24 protein-coding genes and 1 pseudogene are annotated in these 26,300 nt (G+C 62.3%); 6 read left to right on the top strand and 19 right to left on the bottom strand.

The genetic code is table 11. The annotated features are described in order from the left end of the window. Genes fliI through fliE form a run of 5 tightly spaced genes read right to left on the bottom strand, consistent with a single transcriptional unit; the run spans position 1 to position 5,278 of the window. Entirely contained in the window at positions 1-1,359 is a 1,359-nt protein-coding gene (fliI, locus tag IEG05_RS06800; RefSeq protein WP_014820865.1) for a flagellar protein export ATPase FliI, read from the bottom strand. Beyond that, positions 1,349-2,125, bottom strand: a complete 777-nt coding sequence (gene fliH, locus IEG05_RS06795; protein ID WP_014820866.1) for a flagellar assembly protein FliH — start codon at positions 2,123-2,125, stop codon at positions 1,349-1,351. The genes fliI and fliH overlap by 11 nt, the downstream gene beginning before the upstream one ends. 19 nt (positions 2,126-2,144) lie before the next feature. Continuing rightward, positions 2,145-3,161, bottom strand: a complete 1,017-nt coding sequence (gene fliG, locus IEG05_RS06790; RefSeq protein WP_014820867.1) for a flagellar motor switch protein FliG — start codon at positions 3,159-3,161, stop codon at positions 2,145-2,147. After that, positions 3,154-4,935 (bottom strand): flagellar basal-body MS-ring/collar protein FliF, encoded by a 1,782-nt coding sequence (gene fliF / locus IEG05_RS06785; protein ID WP_046621931.1) that lies wholly within the window; start codon positions 4,933-4,935, stop codon positions 3,154-3,156. The genes fliG and fliF overlap by 8 nt, the downstream gene beginning before the upstream one ends. Before the next feature lie 13 nt (positions 4,936-4,948). After that, positions 4,949-5,278: a flagellar hook-basal body complex protein FliE gene (gene fliE / locus IEG05_RS06780; RefSeq protein ID WP_003299599.1), complete on the bottom strand. Its 330-nt coding sequence runs from the start codon at positions 5,276-5,278 to the stop codon at positions 4,949-4,951. Positions 5,279-5,524: 246 nt separating this feature from the next. Between fliE and IEG05_RS06775 the strand changes: the two genes are divergently transcribed. Further along, positions 5,525-6,712, top strand: coding sequence for a benzoate/H(+) symporter BenE family transporter (locus IEG05_RS06775; RefSeq protein ID WP_046621930.1), 1,188 nt, complete (start codon positions 5,525-5,527; stop codon positions 6,710-6,712). Between the two features lie 45 nt (positions 6,713-6,757). On the opposite strand, the gene IEG05_RS06770 is transcribed toward IEG05_RS06775, so the two are convergent. Next, entirely contained in the window at positions 6,758-7,519 is a 762-nt protein-coding gene (locus IEG05_RS06770; protein ID WP_014820870.1) for an SDR family oxidoreductase, read from the bottom strand. Positions 7,520-7,736: 217 nt separating this feature from the next. On the opposite strand from IEG05_RS06770, the gene IEG05_RS06765 reads away from it, so the two are divergent. Further along, positions 7,737-8,741, top strand: a complete 1,005-nt coding sequence (locus IEG05_RS06765; protein WP_046621928.1) for an NADP-dependent oxidoreductase — start codon at positions 7,737-7,739, stop codon at positions 8,739-8,741. A 51-nt stretch (positions 8,742-8,792) separates the two neighbouring features. Here the strand turns inward: IEG05_RS06765 and pyrF are convergent, their stop codons facing one another. Then, positions 8,793-9,488, bottom strand: a complete 696-nt coding sequence (gene pyrF, locus IEG05_RS06760; RefSeq protein WP_046621926.1) for an orotidine-5'-phosphate decarboxylase — start codon at positions 9,486-9,488, stop codon at positions 8,793-8,795. A 166-nt stretch (positions 9,489-9,654) separates the two neighbouring features. Here pyrF and IEG05_RS06755 point away from each other — a divergent pair, with 166 nt between their 5' ends. Together IEG05_RS06755 and IEG05_RS06750 are read left to right on the top strand one after the other, a co-directional pair. Then, positions 9,655-9,822, top strand: a complete 168-nt coding sequence (locus IEG05_RS06755; protein WP_080950615.1) for a DUF2897 family protein — start codon at positions 9,655-9,657, stop codon at positions 9,820-9,822. 122 nt (positions 9,823-9,944) lie between these two features. Further along, positions 9,945-12,512, top strand: a pseudogene (locus tag IEG05_RS06750) (bifunctional diguanylate cyclase/phosphodiesterase). A gap of 27 nt (positions 12,513-12,539) precedes the next feature. Here the strand turns inward: IEG05_RS06750 and IEG05_RS06745 are convergent. The 7 genes from IEG05_RS06745 to IEG05_RS06715 form a co-directional block, all read right to left on the bottom strand. Beyond that, positions 12,540-13,061 carry a superantigen-like protein SSL4 gene (locus tag IEG05_RS06745; RefSeq protein ID WP_046621925.1) on the bottom strand — a complete coding sequence of 174 codons (522 nt, stop codon included), beginning with the start codon at positions 13,059-13,061 and terminating at the stop codon, positions 12,540-12,542. A 32-nt stretch (positions 13,062-13,093) separates the two neighbouring features. After that, on the bottom strand, positions 13,094-14,524 hold the full coding sequence (locus IEG05_RS06740) for an aminotransferase-like domain-containing protein (protein ID WP_014820876.1): 1,431 nt from the start codon (positions 14,522-14,524) through the stop codon (positions 13,094-13,096). A 110-nt stretch (positions 14,525-14,634) separates the two neighbouring features. Further along, positions 14,635-15,432 carry an OmpA family protein gene (locus IEG05_RS06735; protein WP_046621924.1) on the bottom strand — a complete coding sequence of 266 codons (798 nt, stop codon included), beginning with the start codon at positions 15,430-15,432 and terminating at the stop codon, positions 14,635-14,637. Beyond that, on the bottom strand, positions 15,429-15,785 hold the full coding sequence (locus IEG05_RS06730; protein ID WP_042922615.1) for a DUF4398 domain-containing protein: 357 nt from the start codon (positions 15,783-15,785) through the stop codon (positions 15,429-15,431). The genes IEG05_RS06735 and IEG05_RS06730 overlap by 4 nt, the downstream gene beginning before the upstream one ends. Positions 15,786-15,793: 8 nt before the next feature. Beyond that, positions 15,794-16,618, bottom strand: a complete 825-nt coding sequence (locus IEG05_RS06725; protein ID WP_031298316.1) for a substrate-binding periplasmic protein — start codon at positions 16,616-16,618, stop codon at positions 15,794-15,796. 126 nt (positions 16,619-16,744) lie between these two features. After that, positions 16,745-17,674, bottom strand: coding sequence for an electron transfer flavoprotein subunit alpha/FixB family protein (locus IEG05_RS06720; RefSeq protein WP_046621923.1), 930 nt, complete (start codon positions 17,672-17,674; stop codon positions 16,745-16,747). Further along, entirely contained in the window at positions 17,675-18,424 is a 750-nt protein-coding gene (locus IEG05_RS06715) for an electron transfer flavoprotein subunit beta/FixA family protein (protein ID WP_046621922.1), read from the bottom strand. It lies immediately after the preceding gene. 329 nt (positions 18,425-18,753) lie between these two features. On the opposite strand from IEG05_RS06715, the gene IEG05_RS06710 reads away from it, so the two are divergent. Continuing rightward, positions 18,754-20,409: an electron transfer flavoprotein-ubiquinone oxidoreductase gene (locus IEG05_RS06710; RefSeq protein ID WP_046621920.1), complete on the top strand. Its 1,656-nt coding sequence runs from the start codon at positions 18,754-18,756 to the stop codon at positions 20,407-20,409. 55 nt (positions 20,410-20,464) lie between these two features. Here the strand turns inward: IEG05_RS06710 and IEG05_RS06705 are convergent, their stop codons facing one another. From IEG05_RS06705 to IEG05_RS06690, 4 genes are all read right to left on the bottom strand, one after another. Beyond that, positions 20,465-21,034, bottom strand: coding sequence for a DUF1285 domain-containing protein (locus tag IEG05_RS06705; protein ID WP_046621918.1), 570 nt, complete (start codon positions 21,032-21,034; stop codon positions 20,465-20,467). 55 nt (positions 21,035-21,089) lie between these two features. Then, on the bottom strand, positions 21,090-21,704 hold the full coding sequence (locus IEG05_RS06700) for a DUF4823 domain-containing protein (protein ID WP_046621915.1): 615 nt from the start codon (positions 21,702-21,704) through the stop codon (positions 21,090-21,092). 129 nt (positions 21,705-21,833) lie between these two features. After that, positions 21,834-22,730, bottom strand: coding sequence for a radical SAM protein (locus IEG05_RS06695; protein ID WP_125876424.1), 897 nt, complete (start codon positions 22,728-22,730; stop codon positions 21,834-21,836). Positions 22,731-22,768: 38 nt separating this feature from the next. Further along, positions 22,769-23,389: a TetR/AcrR family transcriptional regulator gene (locus tag IEG05_RS06690; protein WP_003299617.1), complete on the bottom strand. Its 621-nt coding sequence runs from the start codon at positions 23,387-23,389 to the stop codon at positions 22,769-22,771. Between the two features lie 75 nt (positions 23,390-23,464). On the opposite strand from IEG05_RS06690, the gene IEG05_RS06685 reads away from it, so the two are divergent. Further along, positions 23,465-24,598 carry an aminotransferase class V-fold PLP-dependent enzyme gene (locus IEG05_RS06685; protein WP_014820886.1) on the top strand — a complete coding sequence of 378 codons (1,134 nt, stop codon included), beginning with the start codon at positions 23,465-23,467 and terminating at the stop codon, positions 24,596-24,598. A gap of 204 nt (positions 24,599-24,802) precedes the next feature. Here the strand turns inward: IEG05_RS06685 and IEG05_RS06680 are convergent, their stop codons facing one another. Then, positions 24,803-26,200 (bottom strand): amino acid permease, encoded by a 1,398-nt coding sequence (locus IEG05_RS06680; protein WP_046618611.1) that lies wholly within the window; start codon positions 26,198-26,200, stop codon positions 24,803-24,805. Positions 26,201-26,300: the final 100 nt, after the last annotated feature.

Genomic DNA, 26,300 nt, shown 5'->3' with positions numbered 1-26,300 from the left:
TTAGCCGCCCTGCCGTGGATTGAACACCGCTGCGAGTTGCGCGGCGCTGCGCGTCAGGTCCTCGCTCTCGTCAAGGCCCTGGCGCAGGTAACTGACCATCTCGGCCTGACGCGCTATGGCCATATCCGTTTCCGGATCGCCACCTGGCACATAGGCGCCGACACTGATCAGGTCGCGGCTCTGCTGGTAGCGCGACCAGAGCTGCTTGAAACGCTGCGACGCGCGCACATGCTCGGCGCTCACCACTTGCGGCATGACCCGGCTGATGGAGGCTTCGATGTCGATAGCCGGATAGTGGCCTTCTTCGGCCAGACGGCGCGACAGCACGATGTGGCCGTCGAGCACACCGCGAGCGGCATCGGCGATCGGGTCCTGCTGGTCGTCACCTTCGGAGAGCACGGTGTAGAACGCCGTGATCGAGCCGCCGCCCTGCTCGGCATTACCGGCGCGCTCGACCAGACTCGGCAGCTTGGCGAACACCGACGGCGGATAGCCCTTGGTCGCTGGCGGCTCGCCGATGGCCAGGGCGATCTCGCGCTGGGCCTGAGCATAGCGCGTCAGCGAATCCATCAGCAGCAACACGTTCTTGCCCTGATCACGGAAGTACTCCGCAATACGCGTGCAGTACTGCGCGGCGCGTAGGCGCATCAGCGGCGCTTCGTCAGCCGGCGATGCCACCACCACGGAGCGCTTGATGCTTTCCTCGCCGAGGATGTTCTCGATGAATTCCTTGACCTCTCGCCCCCGCTCGCCGATCAGGCCGACGACGATGATGTCGGCCTCGGTGAAGCGGGTCATCATGCCCAGCAGCACCGACTTGCCGACACCGGTGCCGGCAAATAGGCCTAGGCGCTGACCGCGACCGACGGTCAGCAAGCCATTGATACTGCGGATGCCGACATCCAGCGGCTCGCTGATCGGGTGGCGCTTGAGCGGGTTGATAACGGGGCCGTCCATCGGCACCCAATCCTCCGCTCTCATGCCACCCTTACCGTCCAGTGCACGCCCTGCGCCATCCAGCACGCGGCCGAGCATGGACATGCCCATGGGCAGCCGTCCGGTATTGACCAGCGGCACGACCCGCGCGCCCGGCGCGATGCCGGCAAGGCTGCCGACAGGCATCAGATACAGCTTGCCGCTGGAAAAGCCCATCACCTCGGCCTCGACCTCAGTGGGGTGATAACTGTCGTCGTTGATCACCAGGCAGCGACTGCCAACGGCTGCGCGCAGCCCCTCAGCCTCCAGCGTCAGACCGACCATGCGCAACAGGCGCCCTTCGAGCATGGGCTGGCTGGGCAGTTTGATCGCTTCGCCATAGGCTTCGAAACGCTTGGCGAAACTGGTTCGCTCAAGGCGCATCGGGCATGTCCAGATCGATGGTCAGATCGGCGGCAGGGGGGCGGGTGGCATTCTCGCGCTGCTGTTCGAACAGTTGCTTGATGGCCTGGGTGAGGCGCGTCTCGATGCTCGCATCGATGCGGCTGTGCTCGGTTTCGATATGACAGCCACCAGGCAGCAGGCTGCTGTCCTCGAGAATTCGCCAGCTTTCCTCGTGCCGCTCGCGCAGCGCCTTGATCAGCTCGAAGTCCTGCGGATTGACGTGGATTCGCACATTGCTGGCGCCCATTGGCAGCAACTTCAGCGCCTCACGCAGCACCTGACGGATCTGGCTGGAATCGATCAGCAGATCACGCTGGATCACTTCGCGCGCCATGTGGCTGACCAGGGTCGCCATGGCGTGCTCGAGATTGCGATCCTGATCGGCAATCGGCTCGAGCAACTGACCCATCAGCTGCTCGAGGTTTTCCAGCCGCGGCGCCAACGCGGCCTCGGCCTCCTGCCGCGCCTTGAGCTGGCCGGCATGGAAACCATCTTTCTCGCCGGTGGCGAAACCTTCGTTGTATGCCTGCTGGCGGATCGCTTCGAGTTCGTCGAGCGTCAGCGGTTTGACTTCCTCGACCGGGACGTCCTCGCTGCGCGCCAGCTCTTCGGCGGGCTCTTCCACGACCCCTGCTGCAGGCAACTCGTCTTCTTCGCCCTGCGGGTCGAAGCTGGGCAGCGACCAGCGATCGAACAGGCTGACGTCTTTCGCGCGTATGACGTCGCTGGGGTTGTCCTTGGCCATGGGTGGAATTCGTACCTGGTTAGATCATCTCTTCGCCGCCCTTGGAACCCAGGACGATTTCACCGGCCTCGGCCATGCGGCGAGCAATGGTAAGGATTTCCTTCTGCGCATTCTCGACATCACTGACACGCACCGGGCCCTTGGCCTCCAGGTCGTCACGCAGCAGCTCGCCGGCGCGCTTGGACATGTTCTTGAAGACCTTTTCCTTGATGCCGTCGTCGGCGCCCTTGAGCGCCATCACCAGCACGTCGGAGGATACCTCACGCAGCAGCACCTGAATGCCGCGGTCGTCGACTTCGGCGAGGTTGTCGAAGACGAACATCAGGTCTTCGATCTGGCTCGACAGGTCCTCGTCCACATCGCGGATGGCATCCATCAGCTGGCCTTCGATGGAGCTGTCCAGGTAGTTCATGATGTCCGCCGCGCGCTTTACGCCGCCCAGGCTGGCGCGGCTGGTGTTGGTGCTGCCGGAGAACTGCTTTTCCAGGATCAGGTTCAGCTCTTTCAGCGCAGCCGGCTGCACGGTGTTGAGCGAGGACACGCGCAGGACGATGTCCAGGCGCACCTTATGGTCGAAATGCGAGAGCACCTCGCCAGCCTGGTCCGGGTCGAGATAGGCCACCACGATGGCCTGGATCTGCGGGTGCTCGTAGCGGATCACATCCGCCACCGCACGCGGCTCCATCCATTTCAGGCTGTCCAGACCGCTGGTGTTGCCGCCCAGCAGGATGCGATCAATCAGGCCGCCTGCCTTATCCTCGCCGAGCGCCTGGGTAAGCATCTTGCGGATGTAACCGTCGGAGCCGACGCCGAGGCTGGTCTGGTCGCCGACGATCTCGACGAACTCGCTCATTACCTGTTCGATCTGTGCCTTCTGCACGTTGCGCATCTGCGCCATGGCAGTACCGACGCGCTGCACCTCTTTCGGACCGAGGTGACGCAGGACCTGCGCAGCGTCGGTTTCACCCAGCGAGAGCAACAGGATGGCGGCCTTGTCGACCTTGTTGAGCTTGGCTTGAACTCGATTGTCATTCATCGGCGTTGATCCACTCTTTCACCACCTGGGCTACCCGTCCCGGGTCATCGGCCACAAGGTTCTTGATCGCGTTCAGCTGGGCTTCATATCCCTCGCTGGGGCTCGGCAGCAGAATGTTCTGCGGGCCGCTCAGGCTGACCCGGTCACTGGCCAGGCCGGAGTCCAGTCCATCATCGTCACCCAGTTCGCCCGGACCGCTGGCAACCTGCAGTTCCTTGCCGCTGGACGGATTGGTGAGGCTCTTGAGCACCGGACGCAGCACACCGAACACCAGCACCAGGATGAACAGCACGCCGAGGACCTGCTTGACCACATCCCAGAACCACGGTTGCGAGTAGAACGGTATCTCTTCGAAGGTCTCACCAGCGCTGTCGGCGACGAACGCGGTGTTGATCACGCTGACGCTATCGCCGCGGCTGGCATCGAAACCCACCGCGTCTTGCACCAGGCGAGTGAAGCGCGCCAGATCATCGGCGTTCCACGGTACGCGAACCATCTCGCCGGCCGCATTGAGCGTCATCTGATCGTCGACCACTACTGCCACCGAGAGCCGGCGCAGGCGACCCTGCTGCTGCTTGGTATAGCTGATCGAGCGATCGAGTTCGTAGTTGCGCGTAGCCTGCTCGCGCTTGTCGGCCGGATAAGGCGCGAGCATCGGCTGACCGGTCACGGGATCCATGACCTGCTGACCATTGGCATCGAGCAGAGGCTGACCAGGAGCCACGGCACCCGCGGCGGCTGCGGCCTGATTGGCCTGCTCGGGCGCGGTCGCCGGGCCAGGAGGCTGATTGCTCAGGGCGCCCGGCACGCCTTGCGGCGGCAGGCTGCTCTGGCGCTGCTCATTGACGCTCTGTTCGCTGCGCAACGCCGGCTGATCGGGGTTGAAGGTTTCCGAGGTGGATTCGACGGCGCTGAAATCCACGTCCGCGGAGACTTCGGCCTTATAACGGCCGCTGCCCAGCACTGGCTGCAGAATGTTGTGCACGCGCTGGGTGTAGAGGCCTTCCATGCGGCGGCTGTAGTCGAACTGCTTGCCGGCCATGCTCAGCTCGGTCAGTTCCTGCTGATCGGACAGCAGGTTGCCCTTCTGATCCACCACGGTGATCTGCGATTTGCCCAGTTCCGGCACGCTGGTGGCGACGAGGTTGATGATCGCCATCACCTGGCTCGGTTCCAGCGCGCGGCCCGGGTAAAGCTCCACCAGTACCGAGGCACTGGGCTTGCGCTCGTCGCGAACGAACACCGAGCTCTTCGGGATCGCCAGGTGCACACGGGCGCCCTTGACGTTGTTCAGGCTGGAAATGGTGCGGCCCAGTTCGCCCTCGAGACCACGGCGATAACGGGTCGCCTCCATGAACTGGCTGGTACCCAGCCCCTGTTCCTTGTCGAGGATTTCGAAACCGATGTTGCTGTCGGCCGGCGCGATACCCGCACCGGCGAGCTTGAGACGTGCGCGAGCAAGATCATCCGCCTTGACCAGCAGGGCGCCGGAGTTCGGTTCGACGGTATAGGCGATATCCGCAGCGGCGAGGGTTTCCATCACCTGATTGGCATCCATCCCCGCCAGGCTGCCGAGCAGCGGACGATAATCGGGCTGCTGCGACCAGAGCACCACGGCAAAACCGATCGCCACGCTGGCCGCCAGCCCGACCAACAGGCCGACCTGCCGCAGCATGGACATATCCGAAAGGTTTTCCAGAAAGGACAAGCCCAGCAGGGGCTTCTTGACACCCTCGGGAGTAGCCGGCACCGGAACGTTCACCGCTTCAGCCATGATTCAATCCGCCTCACACCGGCATCTGCATGATGTCTTGATAAGCCTGAACCAGTTTGTTGCGCACCTGGGTCATGGCTTGAAAGGAAACGCTTGCCTTCTGGGAGGCGATCATCACTTCGGTCAGGTCGACACCGCCCTGCCCCATCTCGAAGGCAGATGACAGCTGACTCGAAACCTGCTGGGTTTCGTGCACTTTATTCACCGCCTGGCCAAGCATGTCGGAGAAGCTCGGAGCGCCGACCTCCTGGGTCTTGACCTCCGGCTTGGCGCGCGCCATTGCATCGGTCTGCATGGCCCGCATTTCCAGCATCAAGCGATTGAATTGAACACCCTGACTCATCTAATCCTCCAACAGCCGCGGTTTTTTTGACGTATCGCGGCAGGCAAAGACTAGATAGCAACAAGGGTGCCAGATCGAATACCAGCGGCCAGGCGCGGCGATGACCTGCACTTACGCCCGTCGCAACTGTTACGTCCAATACGCGGGCGGCTGTACCGCGACGCTACCCGACCACGGCCAATAGGCTCTGTAGGATAGGCTGCCGCAGCCGCGCGACGTCATACCTTGCATAAGTAGAAATCAGCAATGAACGAAATCAGCCGTACCGCCCTGCGCCCCCTGAGCGATAGCTCGCCTTCGACCGTCGTCGCCGGCTTCATCGCCATGCTCACCGGCTATACCAGCTCGCTGGTGCTGATGTTCCAGGCCGGCCAGGCAGCAGGCCTGAGCACGGCGCAGATCTCTTCGTGGATCTGGGCACTGTCGGTCGGCATGGCGATCTGCAGCATCGGCCTGTCGCTGCGCTATCGCACGCCGGTGGTGGTTGCCTGGTCGACGCCCGGCGCGGCCCTGTTGATCACCAGTCTGCCCGGCGTGCCGTACGCCGAAGCCATCGGCGCCTTCATCTTCGCCTCGGCGCTGATTGCCCTGTGCGGCCTGACTGGAAGCTTCGATCGGCTGATGCGGCGAGTACCGGCATCGCTGGCTGCCGCGCTGCTGGCGGGCGTGCTGTTCAATATCGGAAGCGAGATTTTCCGTGCCGTCGAGGTTCAGCCGGTGCTGGTGCTCGGCATGTTCTTCAGCTACCTGCTGGCCAAGCGAATGCAGCCCCGCTACGCCGTGCTCGCAGCGCTGCTGGTCGGCTGCCTGATCGCCGGCATTTCCGGTCTGCTGGACTTCCAGCGCTTCAGCCTGCAGGTCGCGGTGCCGGTGTGGACCACACCGGCGTTTTCCCTCGCGGCGATCTTCAGTATCGGCATCCCGCTGTTCGTCATCGCCATGGCTTCGCAGAACATGCCAGGCCTGGCCGTGCTGCGTGCCGAGGGGTATCAGGTGCCGGCTTCGCCGCTGATCTCCACCACCGGCATCGCTTCGGTACTGCTGGCGCCGTTCGGCTCCCACGGCATTCATCTGGCGGCGATCACCATGGCCATCTGCGCAGGCCCAGAAGCTCATCCCGACCCGCAAAAACGCTATACCGCAGCTGCCTGGTGCGGGGTGTTCTACGGTATTGCCGGCATCTTCGGCGCAACCCTGGCCGCGCTGTTCGCCGCCTTCCCCGCGGCACTGGTGTTGTCCGTCGCCGCGCTGGCATTGCTCGGCTCGATCGGCTCGGGGCTGACCCAGGCGATGCAGCAGCCCGACGAGCGAGAGGCAGCGCTAATCACCTTCATGGTCACGGCGTCAGGGCTGACGCTGTTCGGCATCGGCGCGGCGCTGTGGGGATTGATCGCAGGTGTAATCACCTTGCTGATTCTGCGCCGTCGTAACTGAGCGGCGCTGAAAGGGGTGCCCGGCCAGACAGCGCCGGGCGCGCCGTCAGATCGCCGTCGCCCCGCCATCTACCGCCAGCGCATGACCGGTAGTGAAGGCGGCGCTGTCGCTGCACAGGTACAGCACCGCGGCGGCAATCTCTTCGACCTTGCCGATGCGCCCGACTGGGTGCATGGCCGCAGCGAACTCCGCCTTGCGCGGGTCGGCCTCGTAGGCACGGCGGAACATGTCGGTGTCGATCACCGCCGGGCATACCGCATTCACGCGAATCTGCTTCTTGGCGTACTCGATCGCTGCCGACTTGGTCAGGCCGATCACCGCATGCTTGGATGCCGCGTAGATGCTCATCTTCGGCGCAGCACCGAGACCCGCAACGGACGCGGTGTTGACGATAGCGCCACCACCCTGCGCCAGCATGACCGGCAGCTGGTGCTTCATGCACAGCCAGACACCCTTGACGTTGACGCCCATGATCGCGTCGAACTCCGCCTCGCTGCCTTCGGCCAGGCGTCCCTGCTCGATCTCGATGCCGGCATTGTTGAAGGCGTAATCGAGCCGCCCGTACTGCGCCAGCGTCTGCTCAATGAGCGCCTTGACCTCCGCATCGCGCGTGACGTCGCAGCGCACGGCGATCGCCTGGCCGCCAGCAGCACGAATGCTTTCTGCGCCGTCGCGGATGCCCGCTTCGTCGATGTCGGCCAGCACCACCTTGAGGCCCTGCTCGGCGAACGCCTGCGCGGTGGCGCGACCGATTCCTGCTGCTGCGCCGGTAACCAGGGCAACCTGCCCGGAGAATGTCATGCTCATGATTGTTCTTCCCGAAGAATTCGACTCACCTTGCGCCCGCAAAATGACCGCACAAGGCTTCCCGGTCGAACTTATACCGCTATGCGCTCGCGCATTTAACTGCCGGCACGGTCATATCACCGAACTGGATGCCCGTTCATTCCAGCCTGCTGACGTAGCTTGCGGCGCGGCGCTGGCCGGGCTAAACCAAACCTTTCGCAAACACGAGGCTTATTCCATGACCCTGCTCAACCAGCAATTCCTGCTAGCCCAGCGGCCGATCGGTGCGCCGACCCGGGAGACCTTCGACTACGTCGAGAAGCCGGTGAGCGAGCCTGACCCCAATCAGATTCTGGTCAAGGTCGAATACCTGTCCATAGACCCAGCCATGCGCGGCTGGATGAACGATGCCAAGTCCTACATTCCACCTGTGGGCATCGGCGAAGTAATGCGCGCTCTCGGTGTCGGCAAGGTGATTGCCTCGCAGCATCCTGACTACAAGGAAGGCGACTATGTAAACGGTGCGCTGGGCGTGCAGGCGTACTACCTCGGCGAGCCGAAGGGTTTCTACAAGGTCGACCCGCAACAGGCTCCGCTGCCGCGTTACCTGTCCGCGCTGGGCATGACCGGCATGACCGCCTACTTTGCGCTGCTCGCGGTCGGCCAGCCCAAGGCCGGCGAGACCGTGGTGATCTCCGGCGCCGCCGGCGCGGTCGGCAGCATTGCCGGGCAGATCGCCAAGATCAAAGGCTGTCGCGTCGTGGGCATCGCCGGCGGTGCTGACAAGTGCCGCTTCCTCACTGAGAAGCTCGGCTTCGATGGCGCCATCGATTACAAGAACGAAGATCTGGCCGCTGGCTTGAAGCGCGAATGCCCGAAAGGCGTGGACGTGTACTTCGACAACGTTGGCGGCGACATCCTGGATACGGTGCTGCAGCGCATCAGCGTCGGCGCGCGAGTGGTGATCTGCGGCGCCATCAGCCAGTACAACAACAAGGAGGCGGTGAAGGGCCCGTCCAACTACCTTTCGCTGCTGGTCAACCGCGCGCGAATGGAAGGCATGGTGGTGACTGACTATGTCACTCGCTATCCCGAGGCGATGCGCGACATGGCCGAATGGCTCGCGAGCGGCCAGCTCAAGAGCAAGGAAGACATCATCGAGGGACTGCAGACCTTCCCGGACACGCTGATGAAGCTGTTCACCGGCGGCAACTTCGGCAAGCTGGTGCTCAAGGTCAGCTGAGCAACTGCCCGCTGCGAAAAAGGCTGAGCCGTGAGGCCCAGCCTTTTTTCGTCATGCCAGCTCGGCCACCACGGCTGCCAGCGCTTGCGCCGGATCGGCTGCCTGCGCGATCGGCCGGCCGATCACCAGATAATCGGAGCCTGCAGCCATGGCCTGGGCCGGAGTCAGGATGCGGCGCTGATCGTCCTGCGCACTGCCGGCCGGACGAATGCCCGGTGTGACCAGCTGTAGCGCCGGGAACTGCGCCTTGAGCGGAACTGCCTCCTGCGCCGAACAGACCAGTCCATCCAGCCCAGCCTGCGCAGCCAGCCCGGCCAGCCGCAGCACCTGCTCCTGCGGTGCGATATCCAGACCGATGCCAGCGAGATCGTCCTGCTCCATGCTGGTCAGCACGGTGACACCAATCAGCAGCGGCGTGGGTCCGGCCATGCCAGAAAGCGTGTCACGGCAGACCGCCATCATCCGCAGACCGCCGGAGCAGTGCACGTTGACCATCCACACACCCAGCTCGGCAGCGGCCTTCACCGCCATCGCGGTGGTGTTAGGGATATCGTGAAACTTGAGGTCGAGAAACACCTCGAAGCCCATTCCCTGCAACGCCTCGACCACCGCCGGACCGCAACGCGTGAACAGCTCCTTGCCGACCTTGACCCGGCAAAGCCGCGGATCGAGCTGGCGCGCCAATGCCAAAGCAGCATCGCGGGAGGGGAAATCGAGCGCTACGATAATCGGAGTCTGGCAGGTCATGACACGTCCTCGGAAAAGTCGGCGCGCATTGTCGCAGAAAACACCACGCGCGACGAAAGCCTCCCTGCGGGGTCAGAATAGCTATCGCAACGCCGATAGTGACCACCCTGACGCAGCCACGTAGAGTGCGGCTCGTCACTGCCGCCCAACCGCCCGGAGGAAAAACATGCCCTGGTATTTCTGGCTTATTCTGCTCGTCGCGCTGGGCTCGATCGTCGGTAGCCTGCTGATGCTGCGCTCGACGGCAAAGAAGATTCCCCTGACCGAAGAACAGAAAAAGCGCATCGCTCAACGCAACGACGAGGCGGACGCGCAGGACTCCCGCGACCGCTGAACGCCCGCCCGACGCAGCAGTTCGGCCCGGCAGCCCGCTGCTATTTACGATGATTTTGCCGAACGGCAGTGGCACCATGCCGCCATTGCCGCGTTTCAATGCAGTGCTGGCAGGAATCCCTCATGCAAACGCCCCCTCCCGCTGATGGCCCGGTCAAACCGAAGGCCAGATTGATCTTCGCTCGCCGTATTCTTCCTGGCATGGTCTCGCTGCTGGTGATCGCCCTCGTTGTGGCTGCCGCTGCGCTGATCCATATCGCCAGACGCATCGATCAGGATGCGCTGCGACAAAGCCATTTCCTCGCAGGCAAGGCGCTACAAGCACAGCGCGACTCGATGAACCGCTCCATCGTCGACTATGCATTCTGGGGTGATGCCTACGCGCACCTAAACAGCCAGGTCGATCTCGACTGGGCCTTTACCCAGGCCAACCTAGGCCCGTCCCTGTACAAGGACTTCGGCTACGAAGCGGTGCTGGTCATCACTTCGGCAGGCGATACGGCCTATTCCGTGGTTAGCGGCGAACTGCAGACGATCGACGGTTTCGTGTTTCTCCAGCACGGTTTAGCGTAACTGTTGGCGCGAGCCCGGGAAGCTGTCGAGGAGGAATCGGGCGTCTCCGCTTTGCTCTGGGCTGACGGTCAGCCGGCGCTGGTCGCTGCAGCCACGCTGACCACCGGTGGTACGGATATCGACGAGGACGAAGGTCCGGCGTCGATTCTGCTGTTTGTCGACCTGCTGGATGCCGAGCGGCTGGCGGAGATTGGTGAGCAGTATGCGATCGAGCGCCTGCGCCTGGCTCCCGACTCGACACCAACCGATGATCCGCGCATCGAGCGACTGCTGGAGGATGGTTCGACCATTCAGCTCACCTGGACGCCGGCGCAGCCGGGGCGCCTGCTGCTGTGGGTTACCCTGCCAATCCTCGCGGCCGTGGCCCTGGGGCTGGGGCTGCTCGCCTGGTTGCTCATTCGCCATGCCTTGCGCAGCCTGCACTTGCTCGACATCAGCTATGCAAGGCTGGCCGCCAGTCGCAGCGCACTGGCGGATAGCGAAGAGCGCTTTCGCGATGTCGCCGAGGCCGCTTCCGACTGGATCTGGGAAACCGACGCGCAAGCTCGGCTGACCTTTCTTTCCAATCGCTTTCGCCAGATCACCGGACACGAATCCAGCCAGTGGCTGGGCCGCCCGTTGCTGGAACTGTTGATCAGCGACAGTGCTGCGCTGCAGAACTGGCTCCAGGCACCACAGGTCGCACCACTGCGCAGCAGCTATCGTGCCGCCGATGGCTGCGAGCGTTTCTGCCGGCTGGCTGCCCGCGCCATCCATCAGGACGACAAGCTGGTCGGCTATCGCGGCACCGCTAGCGACATCACCGAGGAAACCAAGGCGCAGGCTCGCGTTCAGTACCTCTCTCAGCACGATGCCCTGACCGGCCTGCCCAACCGCAGCCGGCTGCGCGACTACCTGGATCAGAATCTGGCGGCGCTTCGTAGCGGCTCGGCGCTGACACTGCTCTACATCGACCTGGACCGCTTCAAACCGGTGAATGACACCCTCGGTCACGCCGCTGGCGACGAAGTACTGATCGGCGTGGCATCCCGCCTGCGCCAACACACCCGCGACGGCGACCTCGTGGCGCGGCTGGGCGGTGACGAGTTCGTCGTCGCGCTCCACCGGATGAGCGAAGACACCGATATCGACCGTCTCTGCAACCGCATCATCGAGGCAATCAGCGCGCCCTTCGTCTACGAGGATCAGCAGATCAATATCGGCGCCAGCATCGGCGTAGCCCTGGCGCCCGACGATGCCAACCAGGCCAACGAACTGCTGCGTTGCGCCGACATTGCGCTCTACCAGGCAAAGGATGCAGGCCGGGGAACCTGGCGTGCCTATGGCCGCGAGATGGATCAGCGGCTGCACGAGCGGCTCCAGCGCGAAGAGGCACTGCGCGTCGCGATTGCCGAGCAGCAGCTGGAGGTCTACTACCAGCCGCGCTACCTGAGCCACGGCATGCAGATCATCGGCGCCGAGGCACTGGTGCGCTGGAATCACCCCGAGCGTGGGCTGCTACTGCCAGAGCAGTTCATTCCACTGGCCGAAGATACCGGACTGATCATTCCACTCGGGCGCTGGGTACTGCATCAGGCCTGCAGCCAGGCGACCCGCTGGCCAGGCGATACGGTCGTCTCGGTCAACCTCTCGCCATTGCAGCTGCATGATGATCGGCTACTCGACGAGATAGCCCAGGCACTCGGCGAGAACGATCTGCCAGGCAAGCGGCTGGAGCTGGAGGTTACCGAGAGTGCACTGCTACGGGAAACGCAGGGCACGCTGGACCAGCTCAAGCGGATCAAGGCGCTCGGCGTACACCTGGCCGTGGATGACTTCGGCACGGGCTACTCGTCGCTGACCAGCCTGCGCCACTACCCCTTCGATGTGATAAAGATCGACAACAGCTTCGTCGCCGGTATCGGGCAGTCGATGGAAGATCATTCGATCGTACGCGCCTTGATCGAACTGGGCCGCGGCCTGCAGATGCGCGTGACGGCCGAGGGCGTGGAAACCGAGGAACAGCTGCGGCTGCTGAAAGACGACGGCTGCACCGAGGTGCAAGGCTTCCACATGAGCCACCCGATGCCGGCCGATGAACTGCAGCGGCTGCTATCGCTGCTGCCAGCCAGGGACTAAAGCGCAGGACCGGCGAACGCATGCACCTCAGCGCTTGAATTCGAGGCGAATCTCCGCGCCCTCGATGAGCTCCTCGTCTTCTGCCTCGCCGGAAATCAGCCGGCCGCCGATCTGCATCGATCGCGACGGCCCGCCACCCTCGAAAAGCGGCGGTAACAGCCGCATCGATTCATCACCCGGCCCTGGCGCCAGCTCCTCGACCAGTTCCTCGGGCAAGCGCAGATCGAGTTCCGGCTCGGGCAGTTCGACCTTCGCTGGCGGCGGCGTGGAGCGCTTGGCCGTCGATGGCTGCGGCGCCGGGGCAGGCGCCTCGTCCTCGGGAACGGGTTCGGGCAGGCTGATCTCCACCTCCGGCGGCTCGGCATCGGAGGTTTCTTCGATTGGCGCCAGCTCAATATCGAGATCAGGCGGCACCTCTTCCTGCTCGACGATACTCTCCGGTTCAGAGAGCTGCTCGACCGGCGCGGGCGCACGCGATGAAGTCGATTCGTCGTCCCCGCATCCCCCCAGCAAGGCCAACGACAGCAATAACAACAGCGGCCTTCGCATCCGATCGCTCCTTACAGCGGCAGGTTGGGGCGCTACTGGGCATCCCGGCACAGTTCCGAAGCCAGCTGCCCGAGTGTCCGCAGCGCCCGCTCGGTCTCGTTATTCCAGGGCAGCCCACAGTTGAGACGAATGCAGTGGTTGAATTGTTCAGTGTTGCTGAAGATCAGTCCCGGCGCGATGCTGATCCCCCGCTCCAGCGCCCTGACGTGCAGGTCCTGGGTATTGACCCGCACCGGCAGGCTGACCCAGAGGATGAAGTTGCCCTTGGGGCGCGTCATCTGTGTGCCTTCCGGGAAGTAGCGCTGTACCGCCAGCTGAAACGCGCTGAGATTCTTGCGGTACTCCTGGCGGATGGCACGCAGGTGTCGATCGTAACCCCCGTTCTCCAGATAAGCCGCCACACCCATCTGAGTGACGCTGCACGCCGAATGGGTGCTGAAGGTCTGCAGGCGCTCGATCTCGGCCTGATGGCGCCCGGCGATGACCCAACCGATCCGCACCCCCGGCGAAAGCGTCTTGGAAAAGCTGGAACAGTAGATGACACGTCCGTCCCGATCATTGGACTTGAGCGCCTTGTACTGGCCCTGGTCGAACATCAGTTCGCCATAGATATCGTCCTCGACGATCTGGATGTCGAAACGCGCCGCCAGGCTCAGCAGCTGCTTCTGCCGGTGGTCAGGCATGCTCACGCCCAGCGGATTACTCAGGCGCGCGGTCAGCACCAGGGCCTTGATCGGCCACTGCCCTGCCGCAAGCTGCAGCGCCTCAAGGCTCATTCCGGTATCCGGGTCGCTGGGGATCTCGATGACCTTCAGTCCGAGCAGATCGGCCAGTTGAAGCAAGCCGTAATAGGTCGGCGACTCGGCGGCGATGAGATCGCCCGGCTTGGTCAGGACCCGCAGTGACATCTGCAGCGCGTCGACGCAGCCGTGGGTGATGACGATCTCGCTCGAATCCACCACCACACCGGCATCGCGCATGCGAATCGCCACCTGGCGGCGCAGAGGCTCGTAGCCCGGGCTGAACATGTAGCTGAATGCCCGAGGGCTGTGAAACCGCGTGACCTTGGCCAACTGCTGGTGCAACGCCCGCACCGGCAGATAATCCACATGCGGCACGGCCGCGCCCAGCGGAATCAGCCCCTCACGGCGCGACTCGCTGAGCACCTGATTGATGATGCTGCTGCGGGTGACCAGTTTCGGCCGCTCGACCTGGGCAATATCCGGCGTCGGCGCAGTGAGTACGGGCGTCTGGTGGACGTAGAAGCCGGACTGCGGGCGCGCACGGATCATGCCCTGATCTTCGAGATTGGCGTACGCCTGCAACACCGTGGCGTGGCTGACACTCAGCTGTCGGCTCATCTTGCGTACCGACGGCACGCGCTCACCGGGGCGATATACGCCGCGCCGAATATCTTCGGCAAGCTGCTGGGCAATGCGCTGATAGAGCAACAGATTGGTCATCTCGCCGGTCTCCTGCCAACTGAACCGTAACAGTAGCGCACTGCTGGAGACCCAGACCAATACAGTTAGGTCACGTCTAGGCGAAACAGTCTGCTCAGATGGCCGCGCGACTAACGGTCGGGACCGAGATTGCCTTCCGCGTCGGAGAACAGGATCTCAACGCGACGGTTCTGCGCGCGACCGCGTGCCGAGGCGTTCTCGGCCAACGGAAAGCGCTCACCATAGCCGCGCACCTCTACCCGCTCGGCAGCGACGCCAAGATTGATCAGCAGATCCGCCACCGTTTGCGCCCGCGCCTGTGACAGCGCGAGATTCTCCTGGGCATCGCCGCGGCTGTCGCTGTATCCCTCGATGCGAATCTTGCGCTGCGGATTGAGCTGGAGGAAATGCACCAGCTTGAGCAAGGTGCGATTGGCCGTGTGGCTGAGGTCGGCACTGCCGGCACGAAATAGCACGTCGCCCAGCGTCATGACCATGCCGCGATCGGTTTCGCTGGCAGCCAGGCTCATCATCTGGTCTTCCAGCCAGCGACCCTGTTGCTCGGCGGTCATCAACCTGGCGTCCTGCAGCATGCGCCGCAACCGGTCGCGCTCCATCTCCAGGCGTGCGACCTGTTCCTGATGCTGCAGCAGCTCACCCTGCTGCGCGGCGATTTCGCTGTAGCGCTGACTCAGGTAGGCGTAATGCCGGGCGTCGGCGGCGCCCCCCCAGTACTGGTTGAAACGCTCGGCGCGTTGCTGCGTCTCGAGCGCACGCTGAACATCCTTCGGCGCGCTGCGCTGGACCATACTGTCAGCCTGAATGCGTTGCAGCGCCGCAGATGCGCGGTTCAATTCGAGCTCGGTCTGCGGCGTCGAGCAACCGGCCAGTATCAGCCCAGCCAGGGCTATCGCAAATCCACTTCTCACCTGGCCTCCCCCAGCAACTGCCGTAGCCGCTGAATGCGACGATTCAGATCGTCGATCTGCGCCTCGCGCTTGTCCTTCAGAACCCTGCTCTCCGCCAGACGAGCATCCAGCTCCGCCTGCTCGCCCAGCAGCCGGGCTTTGCGATTATCGCCCGCCTCGAGTGCCTCCTGGGCCTTGCTCAACTTGCTTTCGGCCAGCACCAGCTCCTCGTACGCATCGGTTGCGCCTACGGAGCGTGCCTGCGCCACGGCCTGCGAGCTCAGGCGCAGTTGTTCTGTCGGGGCGGGATCACTGGCACAGCCAGTCAGGAAAACCAGGACCAGAAATGGGCTGGCGAAAAGTCTTTTCAACACGGCGAGTCCTACTTTTTCGAAGCCTTTGCCCGCTCTGACTGCTGGTTCTTCCAGACGGTCAGGTTGTGCGCCACCAGTTGCTCAGGCACACCGGCGGCGCGCAATTCTGTCATCTTCCGCGCCAGTTGTCCGCGCAGCCAGGGATCATTGCAGGCCGAGTCGTGCGAAATGGCCAGGTGCATATCCCGGCCTACCACTGGAGGTTCGAGACGCTGCACCTTGTCCAGCAGCCCCAATGCATCAGCCGCCGCGACTGCACTGTACCGCTCATGCAGCAAGTAGTCGCCATTGCCCGCAACGATCCGCTTCAGCCCCTGAGCGAGGTCGGCGACCGGCTGCAATTGCAGGTGTTTTTTCGCGAAGGCGTCGAACTCGCTACCGAAGCGGCTGGTGCCAGCGATCAAGCCGGCGTGGCCTCCAAGATCTTCACGGCTGGCATAGAAGAAGCCGGGCTCATTGCGTACCCAGGCGACGGTCTGCAATTGCAGGATGGCCGGGTGGACGAAATCCAGTTCTTCGAGTCGCTGCACCGTCAGCGTCGCATCGGCCAGTACGTCGACCCGGCCACTGCGCACCTCTTCGAGCGCTTTGGTTCGGTCACCGGTGTAAAGCAGGTCCAGTTTCAGATCGAGCGAGTCGGCGATCTGCCCAAGCAGGTCCGCATTGGCCCCGATCAGACGCTTCGGGTTCTGCGGATCGCGCCAGAGAAAGGGAGGGTTGTCCGCTGCGCCAGTCGCCACCAGACGGTCGCACTTCCCCGCTGCCGCTGCCGTGAATGGCGTTGCCAACACCAGCGCGACCATGGCCAATTTCAACGGAAAAGCGAAACGCATGAAGATCCCCTTATTGCGCGAGTTAACTGATGCTGGTCGAAGTTCGCCGATGGTACACCGACGAACCCGCCCATCGCCCATGAAAAAACCCGCTACATGAGCGGGTTTCTTCAACAGCAATCAGCTTCAGACGAGCTTTTCCAGCTCCGGCACGATCTCGAACAGGTCGCCCACCAGGCCGTAGTCGGCAACCTGGAAGATCGGCGCTTCCTCGTCCTTGTTGATCGCGACGATCACCTTGGAGTCCTTCATGCCTGCCAGGTGCTGGATGGCACCGGAGATACCCACCGCGATGTACAGCTGCGGTGCAACGATCTTGCCGGTCTGGCCGACCTGCATGTCGTTCGGCACGAAGCCGGCATCGACCGCGGCACGGGAGGCACCAACAGCCGCGCCGAGCTTGTCGGCCAGCGAGTACAGGTGCTTGAAGTTCTCGCCGTTTTGCATGCCACGACCGCCGGAAACGACGATCTTGGCAGCGGTAAGCTCGGGGCGATCCGACTTGGCCAGCTCTTCGCCAACGAAAGCCGACTTGCCAGCATCGCCAGCGCCTGAGACCTGCTCGACCGCAGCCGAACCGCCGGTGGCATTCACGGCATCGAAGCCGGTGGCACGCACGGTGATGACCTTGATGGCAGCGCTGGACTGCACGGTAGCGATGGCGTTACCGGCATAGATCGGGCGCTTGAAGGTATCGGCGCTTTCCACAGCGATGATCTCGGAGATCTGATCGACATCCAGTTGAGCAGCAACGCGCGGCAGGAAGTTCTTGCCATTGGTGGTCGCTGCAGCCAGCACGTGGCTGTAGTTCTTCGCCAGGCGGGCGATCAGCGGCGCGACGTTTTCCGGCAGCTGATTGGCGTAAGCCGCGTCGTCAGCGACCAATACCTTGGCCACGCCTTCGATCTGCGCGGCTGCTTCACCGATAGCACCGCAGCCACTGCCGGCTACCAGTACGTGGATGTCGCCACCAATGGCCTTGGCGGCGGCAACGGTGTTCAGGGTAGCGGCCGCGAGGACGGCATTATTGTGTTCAGCGATAACCAGGATAGTCATTTAGAGTACCTTCGCCTCGTTCTTCAGTTTCTCGACCAGTTCAGCCACGGACTTGACCTTGATACCGGCGCTGCGGGCAGCCGGCGCTTCGACTTTCAGGGTCTTCACGGTAGACGTGATGGTGACGCCCAGCGCATCTGGAGTCAGCGTTTCCAGCGGCTTCTTCTTGGCCTTCATGATGTTCGGCAGCGACGCGTAGCGCGGCTCGTTCAGACGCAGGTCCGTGGTGACGATCGCCGGCAGGCTGAGCGCGACGGTCTGCAGGCCGCCGTCGATTTCGCGGGTCACGTTGACCTTGTCGCCAGCCACTTCCACCTTGGAGGCGAAGGTGCCCTGGGCATAGCCAGTCAGTGCACCGAGCATCTGCCCGGTCTGGTTGTTGTCGCTGTCGATCGCCTGCTTGCCGAGAATGACCAGCTGCGGCTGCTCCTTGTCGACCACGGCCTTGAGCAGCTTGGCGACAGCCAGGGAGTTCAGTTCGTCGTTGGACTCGACCAGCACGGCGCGGTCGGCGCCCAGCGCCAGCGCGGTGCGCAGCTGCTCCTGGGCAGCGGTCGGACCGATGGAGACGACAACGATTTCGCTCGCCACGCCCTTCTCTTTCAGGCGTACGGCTTCTTCCACGGCAATTTCGCAGAAGGGGTTCATCGACATCTTGACGTTGGCGAGGTCAACGCCCGAATTGTCCGCCTTGACGCGAACCTTGACGTTGTAATCGACCACTCGTTTGACAGCTACAAGAACCTTCATGGATTCCTCGTTACTCTCCGGTGAATAGAATTCCGCCGAGGCGAACCGAGCCTTGCTCGTGGCTTGGGTTTTGATAGCCGCTGCCCTGTTCGGCGAGTGCAAACCGTCCGTATCTTGACCGCAGGCCGCGGACGGGGTCAACAACGCATATGACCCGTCATAACGACGCGGTTCGGGCGATTCTAACAGGCTTCCAGAAAATTCAAACAAACGTTTGTATTGGACCGATTCGAGCGTCTATATATAATGCGCCGGCCCGGCTCGGTCAGGACCGATCACAGCCCTCCACCACTTATATAACAACCAAGCCCTGAGTAGGAGAAAGCCCAATGGAACGCGAATACATGGAATTCGACGTTGTCATCGTCGGCGCCGGCCCTGCAGGCCTATCCGCAGCCTGCCGCCTGAAGCAGAAAGCCGCCGACGCTGGTCAAGAAATCAGTGTATGCGTCGTTGAGAAAGGCTCCGAAGTAGGCGCCCATATTCTATCCGGCGCAGTCTTCGAGCCGCGCGCACTGAATGAGCTGTTCCCTGACTGGAAAGAGCTCGGCGCCCCGCTCAATACGCCGGTCAAGCGTGACGACATCTACCTGCTCAAGACCGCCGAAGCCGCCAGCAAGCTGCCCAATGCACTGGTCCCCAAGACCATGCACAACGAAGGCAACTACATCATTTCCCTCGGCAACCTGTGCCGCTGGCTGGCCCAGCAGGCCGAGAACCTGGGTGTCGAGATCTACCCAGGCTTCGCCGCTCAGGAAGCGCTGATCGACGAAAACGGCGTCGTGCGCGGTATCGTCACCGGTGACCTTGGCGTCGACCGCGAAGGCAATCCGAAGGAAGGCATGTACACGCCAGGCATGGAGCTGCGCGCCAAGTACACGCTGTTCGCCGAAGGCTGCCGCGGTCATATCGGCAAGCAGCTGATCAACCGCTTCCAGCTCAACGCCAACGTCGACCCGCAGCACTACGCCATCGGCATCAAGGAACTGTGGGACATCGATCCGGCCAAGCACGAGCAGGGCCTGGTGGTACACACCGCGGGCTGGCCGCTGAACGACGAAAACACCGGCGGCTCCTTCCTTTATCACCTGGAAAACAATCAGGTGGTCGTCGGCCTGATCGTCGACCTGTCGTACAGCAACCCGTATCTGTCGCCGTTCGACGAATTCCAGCGCTACAAGCACCATCCGGTGATCAAGCAGTACCTGGAAGGCGGCAAGCGCGTTTCCTATGGCGCACGTGCGATCGCCAAGGGCGGCATCAACTGCCTGCCGAAAATGGTATTCAATGGCGGTGCACTGATCGGCTGCGACGCCGGCACCCTGAACTTCGCCAAGATCAAGGGCAGCCACACGGCGATGAAGTCCGGCATGCTGGCTGCCGAAGCCGCTGCGGACGCACTGCTGGCCGGACGCGAAGGTGGCGACGAACTGACCGCGTACGAAGAGGGCTTCAAGTCCAGCTGGCTGTACGACGAGCTATACAAGAGCCGCAACTTCGGCGCTGCCATTCACAAGTGGGGCGCAATCAAGGGTGGCGCGTTCAACTTCATCGATCAGAACATCTTCGGTGGCAAGATCCCCTTCACCCTGCACGACACCAAGCCGGACTACGCCTGTCTCAAGACGGCTGCAGAGTCGAAGAAAATCGACTACCCCAAGCCGGACGGCAAGCTGAGCTTCGACAAGCTCTCCTCGGTATTCCTCTCCAATACCAACCACGAGGAAGAGCAGCCGGTTCACTTGAAACTGACCGACCCGAGCATTCCGATCGAAAAGAACCTGCCGATGTACGACGAACCGGCACAGCGTTACTGCCCGGCCGGCGTTTACGAGGTCGTGAGCAACGACGATGGCAGCAAGCGCTTCCAGATCAACGCGCAGAACTGCGTGCACTGCAAGACCTGCGACATCAAGGACCCGGCGCAGAACATCACCTGGGTCGCGCCCGAAGGTACCGGCGGACCGAACTACCCCAACATGTAAGACCATCAAAAAAGGCTCCCTCGGGAGCCTTTTTTGATCATGGGTAACGAAACAGCTACTCAGCGGCGCCAATCGGGAAGAACGTCCCGCCACTCCACACACCGAGGTAATCCTTGCCATCTACCTTGCCGGGCACCGCCAGCTCCACAAGCTCATAAAACACATTGCGATGGATCAGTGCCTCGAGGTTGGCACGCACATGCACATATGGCGCCGGCTCCTGCGTTTGCGGGTCGGTGACAACGCGCAAAGGGTGCTCTTCACCAGCCTCGACCTCGTCCTCGACATTGGTGATAAAGCGCAGGCTTTGCGTCTCACCCTCGCCACTGACTTCCAGCCAGACCGCAACGAAAGGCGCATCTTCGACCTGGATACCGACCTTCTCTACCGGTGTCACCAGGAAGTAGTCGTCGCCGTCGCGGCGAATCACCGTGGAAAACAAACGCACCATTGCCGGCCGCCCGATCGGCGAACCCTGATAGTGCCAGGTCCCGTCGCGCGCGATGCGCATGTCCAGATCGCCACAGAACGGAGGGTTCCACAGATGCACCGGCGGCAACCCTTTCTTCTTCCCGCCAGCGGACAGCTGCGCCAGCAGATCCCCAGCCTTGCCTGTATCGGTCATTCGGTCCTCCTCGATTGAATGAGGTAATCGCCTGTTCCCGATACTGCCACATCGCTCAACGTGACAGGCCCAACAAACGACGAGCATAGTCCTGCAGTGGCGGACGCAAGAGTTGCTCCGGCTTGGCATCGTAGATGCCGAGCACGCCGCCACGATTACGAATGCGAGCGGTATCGACCAGATAGCGAGTTCCGGTTTCCACCAGCATCAACTGCACCACGCCGGAATCGACACCAAGGCGATCCAGTGCGCGCTGATCGTTCAGCTCGTCGAAACTGCCGATGCGATCATCAGCCGCGGCAAACCGCAGATACAGCAGATAATGCGCCCCCATTGCCGACGCTTCGGCCATTGCCTCCTCGAGCCCGAGCGGGCCACGGGCTCGACGAACCATTGGGAAGTACTCGACAAACCCGCTGAAGGCCTCTTCGGCCACGACGTTCGGCCGCGGGTATGCGTCACCGGGCGGCACGAAATGTCCCTGCGCGATATAGATGAATGAGTCCGCCTGCAGGCGCCAGGAGTTGGAACGACGGGTTTCGCTATGATCCAGAATTCCGGCATCGCGAAGGTGATAACGGGTACCCTCCGCCATGTCGCTGACCTTCATGCAGCCAGAAAGCAAGAGCAATGCAAGCAAGCCTGGCACTGCCAGTAACAGAAATCGCATGAAACTCACCTCATAGGACGGCGACGAAAAACCGACGATTCGACAGCCAATGCAGCATCCACGCCACTTCCAGCACCGAGGCGAGCCGGTTCAGCTGGATGCTCTCGACTCCCCGCTCGAACGAGGCGGCTACAGCCCTCGCTGCCACTCCTGACGCAACGGAGCGTTACGCGGGTCTTCGATGGCCTCACGTACCCGACGCAGCAGGCCAGGCTTATCGGCACCCAAAATGCCTTTAAGCACCAGATAATTGGACGCGTGATCGCTGCGAAAAACCGTATCGGTCAGCTCCAGATCCTCCAGCAACCACTCCAGTTCGCGAAACAGATCGGCCGGCACCAGCGGCTCGAAATCCTCGAAGGTTTGCCGAAAACGCGCTTCACCCTGCGGAAAACTGACCACCAGCGTGGACAGAAACTCGGGCTGCGCTGCATTCATCAGCCGCGCCGAATTGCGTGCGTGCTGGCGACTCAGTTGGCGACCGCCAAGCCCGTTGAGAATCATCACCGAGCGTGCGATGCCCGCCGCCCCCAGCTTATCCAGCGCGCTGAGCGTCGATTCATAGGTCTCCCCCTTGTTGACCAGCGCCAGCACCTCATCGTCGCCGGACTCGGCACCGACATAGGCCATGCCGAGCCCCGCATCCGCCAGTTCCTGCAGCTCGGCAACCGACTTCTTGCGCAGGTTGCGTGGCAGGCAATAGCTCGAGACACGTTGAACTTCGGGCAGGCACTGGCGGATCTGTTCAAGGATTCTCAACAGCCGGTGGGTCGGCAACACCAAGGCGTCACCATCGGCGAGGAATACGCGTTGCACGATCAACTGCTCGCCGCAACGACGGATCTCGTCGAGCACCTCCGCCTCATCGCGAGCACGAAACTTCTTCTGCGGCGAGGTATACATCTCACAGAAGGTACAGCTGTTCCAGGAACAACCATTGGTCACCGGCAGGATCAGCGAATGCGCCTCGCTGGGCGGCCGAAATACCGGCTCGATGTAGCGGATGGGAAACTCGCTCACGTTCATTGCGTCCACGCCTGTTCGATCTTCACGCTGCCGCCGATTCAGTCACGCTTGCGCTTGTTGCCCATGCGTACGCCGATATCCATGAGGAACTGGAAGAAGCCGTCCTGATCTTCCAGCACGTTGCTCCAGAACGGCGAGTGGTACAGCGCCACCGCACCATGCACCAGCGCCCAGGCGGCGCAATAGTGGAAATACGGCGGCACGTCTTCCAGCTTGCCTTCGGCAATACGGCCTTTGATCAACTGGGTCAGATGTTCGAAGTTGGAGGCGCGGATGCTGTGCAGCTGCTCGACCATTTCCGGCACCTGATTGCCCTTGACCACTTTCTCCTCGAGGCGGTCGAACAGCCGATAGCGCTGCGGGTCGCGCATGCGGAACTCGAAGTAGGCGCGCGAAAGCGCTTCCTTGTCGCGGTCCAGGTCGGGAGAGTGGAGGATCTGGTTCAGGTCGCGCTCGTAGTCCAGCATCAGCCGCAGGTAGATTTCGGCCTTGGACTTGAAGTGCTTGTAGATCGTGCCTTTGCCGATACCGACCGCATCGGCAATCATCTCGACAGTAACGCTGTCCTCTCCCTGGTCGAGAAAAAGCTGCAACGCGGTATCGAGGATTTCCTGTTCGCGGCGACGAAATTCGCGGACCTTACGAGGTTCATTCTGCATAGGAAGGCTGCTTGAGGTGAAAAACGAGGCAGCCATTATGCCTAACCGGTCATGAAATGCACGGGGCATCCAACCATGATTCAAATAAATGACGAATTCCCGCAAATAGTCGGTTTGCGATATCTGAACCATGCTGCCGTCGCTCCCTGGCCCAGGCGGGCCGCTCGGGCCGTGAGCGCCTTTGCCGAGCAGAATGCAACCTTGGGCGCGCGCGACTACCCCGAATGGCTCACAGTGGAACGCAGCCTGCGCCAACGCCTGACGCGACTGCTCAACGCGCCGAGCAGTGCCGATGTGGCGCTGGTCAAGAACACTTCCGAAGCGCTCTCATTCGTCGCCTTCGGGCTGGACTGGAAAAGCGGTGACCAGATCGTGATCAGCGACCAGGAGTTTCCGTCCAATCGGGTGGTCTGGGAGGCATTGCGGCCGCTCGGCGTGGAAGTCATTCAGGTCAGTCTCAAGGGTGTCGATCCCGAGGCTGACCTCCTTGCAGCGTGTGGTCCTCGGGTACGCCTGATGTCGATCAGCGCCGTGCAATATGCGAGCGGCATGCGATTGGATCTTCCGCGCCTGGGCGAAGGCTGCGAGCAACGCGGCGTGCTTCTGTGCATCGATGCAATCCAGCAATTGGGCGCCCTGCCCTTCGATGTCCAGCAGAACCGTTGCGCCTTCGCCATGGCGGATGGTCACAAGTGGATGCTCGGCCCGGAAGGACTCGGTGTTTTCTATTGTCGCAGCGACCTACGCGAGCAACTGAAACTGCACGAGTACGGCTGGCACATGCTGGAGCACGCCGGCGATTACGACCGTAGCGACTGGGAGCCCGCACGCAGTGCCAGGCGGTTCGAGTGCGGCAGCCCGAACATGCTGGGGGCAATGGCACTCGAAGCCAGCCTGTCGCTGCTGGAGGACGTGGGGATGGAGCAAGTCGCCCGATCGCTGGACGAGCGAATCGAGTGGCTGACTCACGGGATCAGCAAGCTGAAAGGAGTAGAAACCCTCTCGCCAGGCCAAGCGGAGAGACGCTCCGGCATCGTCACGTTCCGCCTCGACGGTTGGCCCAATGCCACTCTGTTCGAGCGACTCAAGACTGAACAGGTGGTGTGTGCACAACGCGGCGGCGGCATCCGCTTCTCGCCACATTTCTACACGCCGGAGCACGTCATAGACGAAACGCTAGGCCTTTTGCATGACCTGGCTGCGCACTGAAGGCGATCAGCCAGCGAGACTTGTATTCCAAATGCGTTTAAAAATCAGGGAAATCCGCCGGCAAACCCGCGGAGCAGCGTTAATACTTGAGTAACTGGCCGGGCAATCCCCCCACTGCCCAGCCAGATGAGGTCGCTAGGATTGCGATTTCATACTCCTAATGGTCTTGGCCCGGCTTCCCTGGAAACCGGGTTTTTTTTGCTCTCAGGTCTGGGGCTGCGCCAGCAAACGAGTCCGCAGCCGGTAGCACAGCCAGAGAAACCCGACCCAGACCGGAATCGCGAACACCGACATGCGGATGCCGGGCAGCCACAGCATGATGACCAGGATCCCGCTGACGAAGGCCAGGCACAGGTAATTGCTCAGCGGGAACCAGAACGCCTTGAAGCTCGGCTCAACGCCCTGGCGCTGCATGGCGCGACGAAATTTCAGGTGCGCAAGGCTGATCATCGCCCAGTTGATTACCAGCGCAGCCACCGCAAGGGACATCAGCAGTTCGAGCGCGCCCTGCGGAAACAGGTAGTTCACCGCCACGCAGAGCAGGGTTACCAGGGCCGACACGCCCACCGCTAGCACCGGGACACCCCGGGCATTGATCTTCATCAGGCTGCGCGGCGCATCGCCCTGCTCTGCCAGGCCGTACAGCATACGGCTGTTGCAATACACGCCGCTGTTATAGACCGAAAGCGCAGCCGTCAGCACGACGAAGTTCAGCAGAAGCGCCGCCGTATCGCTGCCGATCAGCGAAAATATCTGCACGAAGGGGCTGCCGCTGTAGGGGTCGCCCGCGGAGCCCAGCGTCTGCAACAGCGCGTCCCAGGGATACAGCGCCAGCAGCACCGTCAGCGCGCCTATGTAGAAGATCAGAATGCGATAGACGACCTGATTGATCGCCTTGGGAATCACGGTTTTTGGCTCCGCCGCTTCTGCCGCCGTGATGCCGACTAGCTCCAGTCCACCGAAGGAGAACATGATGATCGCCAGCGCCAGCAGCATGCCGCTGAAGCCGTTAGGGAAGAAGCCACCGTGCGTCCACAGGTTGCTGATGCTTGCCTGCTCGCCCCCCTGGCCACTGACCAGCAGGAAAAGCCCGAGCAGGATCATGCCGACGATGGCGGCGACCTTGACGATGGCAAACCAGAACTCGGCCTCACCGAAAGCCTTGACGTTGCTGAGATTGATCAGATTGATCAGCACGAAGAACGCAGCGGCTGTGGCCCAGGCGGGAATATCAGGCCACCAGAACTGTACGTACTTGCCGACCGCCGTCAGCTCGGCCATGCCCACCAGGACGTACAGCACCCAGTAGTTCCAGCCGGAAAGGAACCCCGCATAACCGCCGCCATATTTGTGTGCAAAATGGCTGAACGACCCTGCGACCGGCTCCTCGACGATCATCTCCCCCAGCTGGCGCATGATCAGAAAAGCGATGAAGCCGCCGATCGCATAACCCAGGATCATCGACGGGCCGGCACTTCTCAGAACTCCGGCCGAGCCCAGGAACAGTCCCGTTCCAATCGCTCCGCCCAGGGCGATCAGCTGGATATGGCGATTCTTCAGACCGCGCTGGAGCGGTCCGGTGTGCAGCGTTTCAGCGGTCATACGCCACCTTGTGGATCTTCAGGGCAAGAAAAGCGCCGCTCGTGTCGGCGAGAAAGAACGCAGCGCACCGGACGTGCTGGAAAGCATCAACCCTGCGCGG

This window comes from Stutzerimonas kunmingensis, from assembly GCF_014764705.1.
Lineage (GTDB): Bacteria > Pseudomonadota > Gammaproteobacteria > Pseudomonadales > Pseudomonadaceae > Stutzerimonas.
Note: the sequence above shows the minus strand (reverse complement) of the source record. Positions and strands in the feature narration are given on the sequence as shown.

Bases quoted from the DNA above. Each gene is read 5' to 3' on its own strand.
- fliF (WP_046621931.1), bottom strand. From the start codon at position 4,935: ATGGCTGAAGCGGTGAACGTTCCGGTGCCGGCTACTCCCGAGGGTGTC.
- IEG05_RS06765 (WP_046621928.1), top strand. From the start codon at position 7,737: ATGACCCTGCTCAACCAGCAATTCCTGCTAGCCCAGCGGCCGATCGGT.
- fliG (WP_014820867.1), bottom strand. From the start codon at position 3,161: ATGAATGACAATCGAGTTCAAGCCAAGCTCAACAAGGTCGACAAGGCC.
- fliI (WP_014820865.1), bottom strand. From the start codon at position 1,359: ATGCGCCTTGAGCGAACCAGTTTCGCCAAGCGTTTCGAAGCCTATGGC.
- IEG05_RS06740 (WP_014820876.1), bottom strand. From the start codon at position 14,524: ATGACCAATCTGTTGCTCTATCAGCGCATTGCCCAGCAGCTTGCCGAA.
- pyrF (WP_046621926.1), bottom strand. From the start codon at position 9,488: ATGACCTGCCAGACTCCGATTATCGTAGCGCTCGATTTCCCCTCCCGC.
- IEG05_RS06685 (WP_014820886.1), top strand. From the start codon at position 23,465: ATGATTCAAATAAATGACGAATTCCCGCAAATAGTCGGTTTGCGATAT.
- IEG05_RS06745 (WP_046621925.1), bottom strand. From the start codon at position 13,061: ATGCGAAGGCCGCTGTTGTTATTGCTGTCGTTGGCCTTGCTGGGGGGA.
- IEG05_RS06710 (WP_046621920.1), top strand. From the start codon at position 18,754: ATGGAACGCGAATACATGGAATTCGACGTTGTCATCGTCGGCGCCGGC.
- IEG05_RS06695 (WP_125876424.1), bottom strand. From the start codon at position 22,730: ATGAACGTGAGCGAGTTTCCCATCCGCTACATCGAGCCGGTATTTCGG.
- fliE (WP_003299599.1), bottom strand. From the start codon at position 5,278: ATGAGTCAGGGTGTTCAATTCAATCGCTTGATGCTGGAAATGCGGGCC.
- IEG05_RS06700 (WP_046621915.1), bottom strand. From the start codon at position 21,704: ATGCGATTTCTGTTACTGGCAGTGCCAGGCTTGCTTGCATTGCTCTTG.
- IEG05_RS06705 (WP_046621918.1), bottom strand. From the start codon at position 21,034: ATGACCGATACAGGCAAGGCTGGGGATCTGCTGGCGCAGCTGTCCGCT.
- IEG05_RS06720 (WP_046621923.1), bottom strand. From the start codon at position 17,674: ATGACTATCCTGGTTATCGCTGAACACAATAATGCCGTCCTCGCGGCC.
- IEG05_RS06770 (WP_014820870.1), bottom strand. From the start codon at position 7,519: ATGAGCATGACATTCTCCGGGCAGGTTGCCCTGGTTACCGGCGCAGCA.
- IEG05_RS06775 (WP_046621930.1), top strand. From the start codon at position 5,525: ATGAACGAAATCAGCCGTACCGCCCTGCGCCCCCTGAGCGATAGCTCG.
- fliH (WP_014820866.1), bottom strand. From the start codon at position 2,125: ATGGCCAAGGACAACCCCAGCGACGTCATACGCGCGAAAGACGTCAGC.
- IEG05_RS06680 (WP_046618611.1), bottom strand. From the start codon at position 26,200: ATGACCGCTGAAACGCTGCACACCGGACCGCTCCAGCGCGGTCTGAAG.
- IEG05_RS06755 (WP_080950615.1), top strand. From the start codon at position 9,655: ATGCCCTGGTATTTCTGGCTTATTCTGCTCGTCGCGCTGGGCTCGATC.
- IEG05_RS06715 (WP_046621922.1), bottom strand. From the start codon at position 18,424: ATGAAGGTTCTTGTAGCTGTCAAACGAGTGGTCGATTACAACGTCAAG.
- IEG05_RS06690 (WP_003299617.1), bottom strand. From the start codon at position 23,389: ATGCAGAATGAACCTCGTAAGGTCCGCGAATTTCGTCGCCGCGAACAG.
- IEG05_RS06725 (WP_031298316.1), bottom strand. From the start codon at position 16,618: ATGCGTTTCGCTTTTCCGTTGAAATTGGCCATGGTCGCGCTGGTGTTG.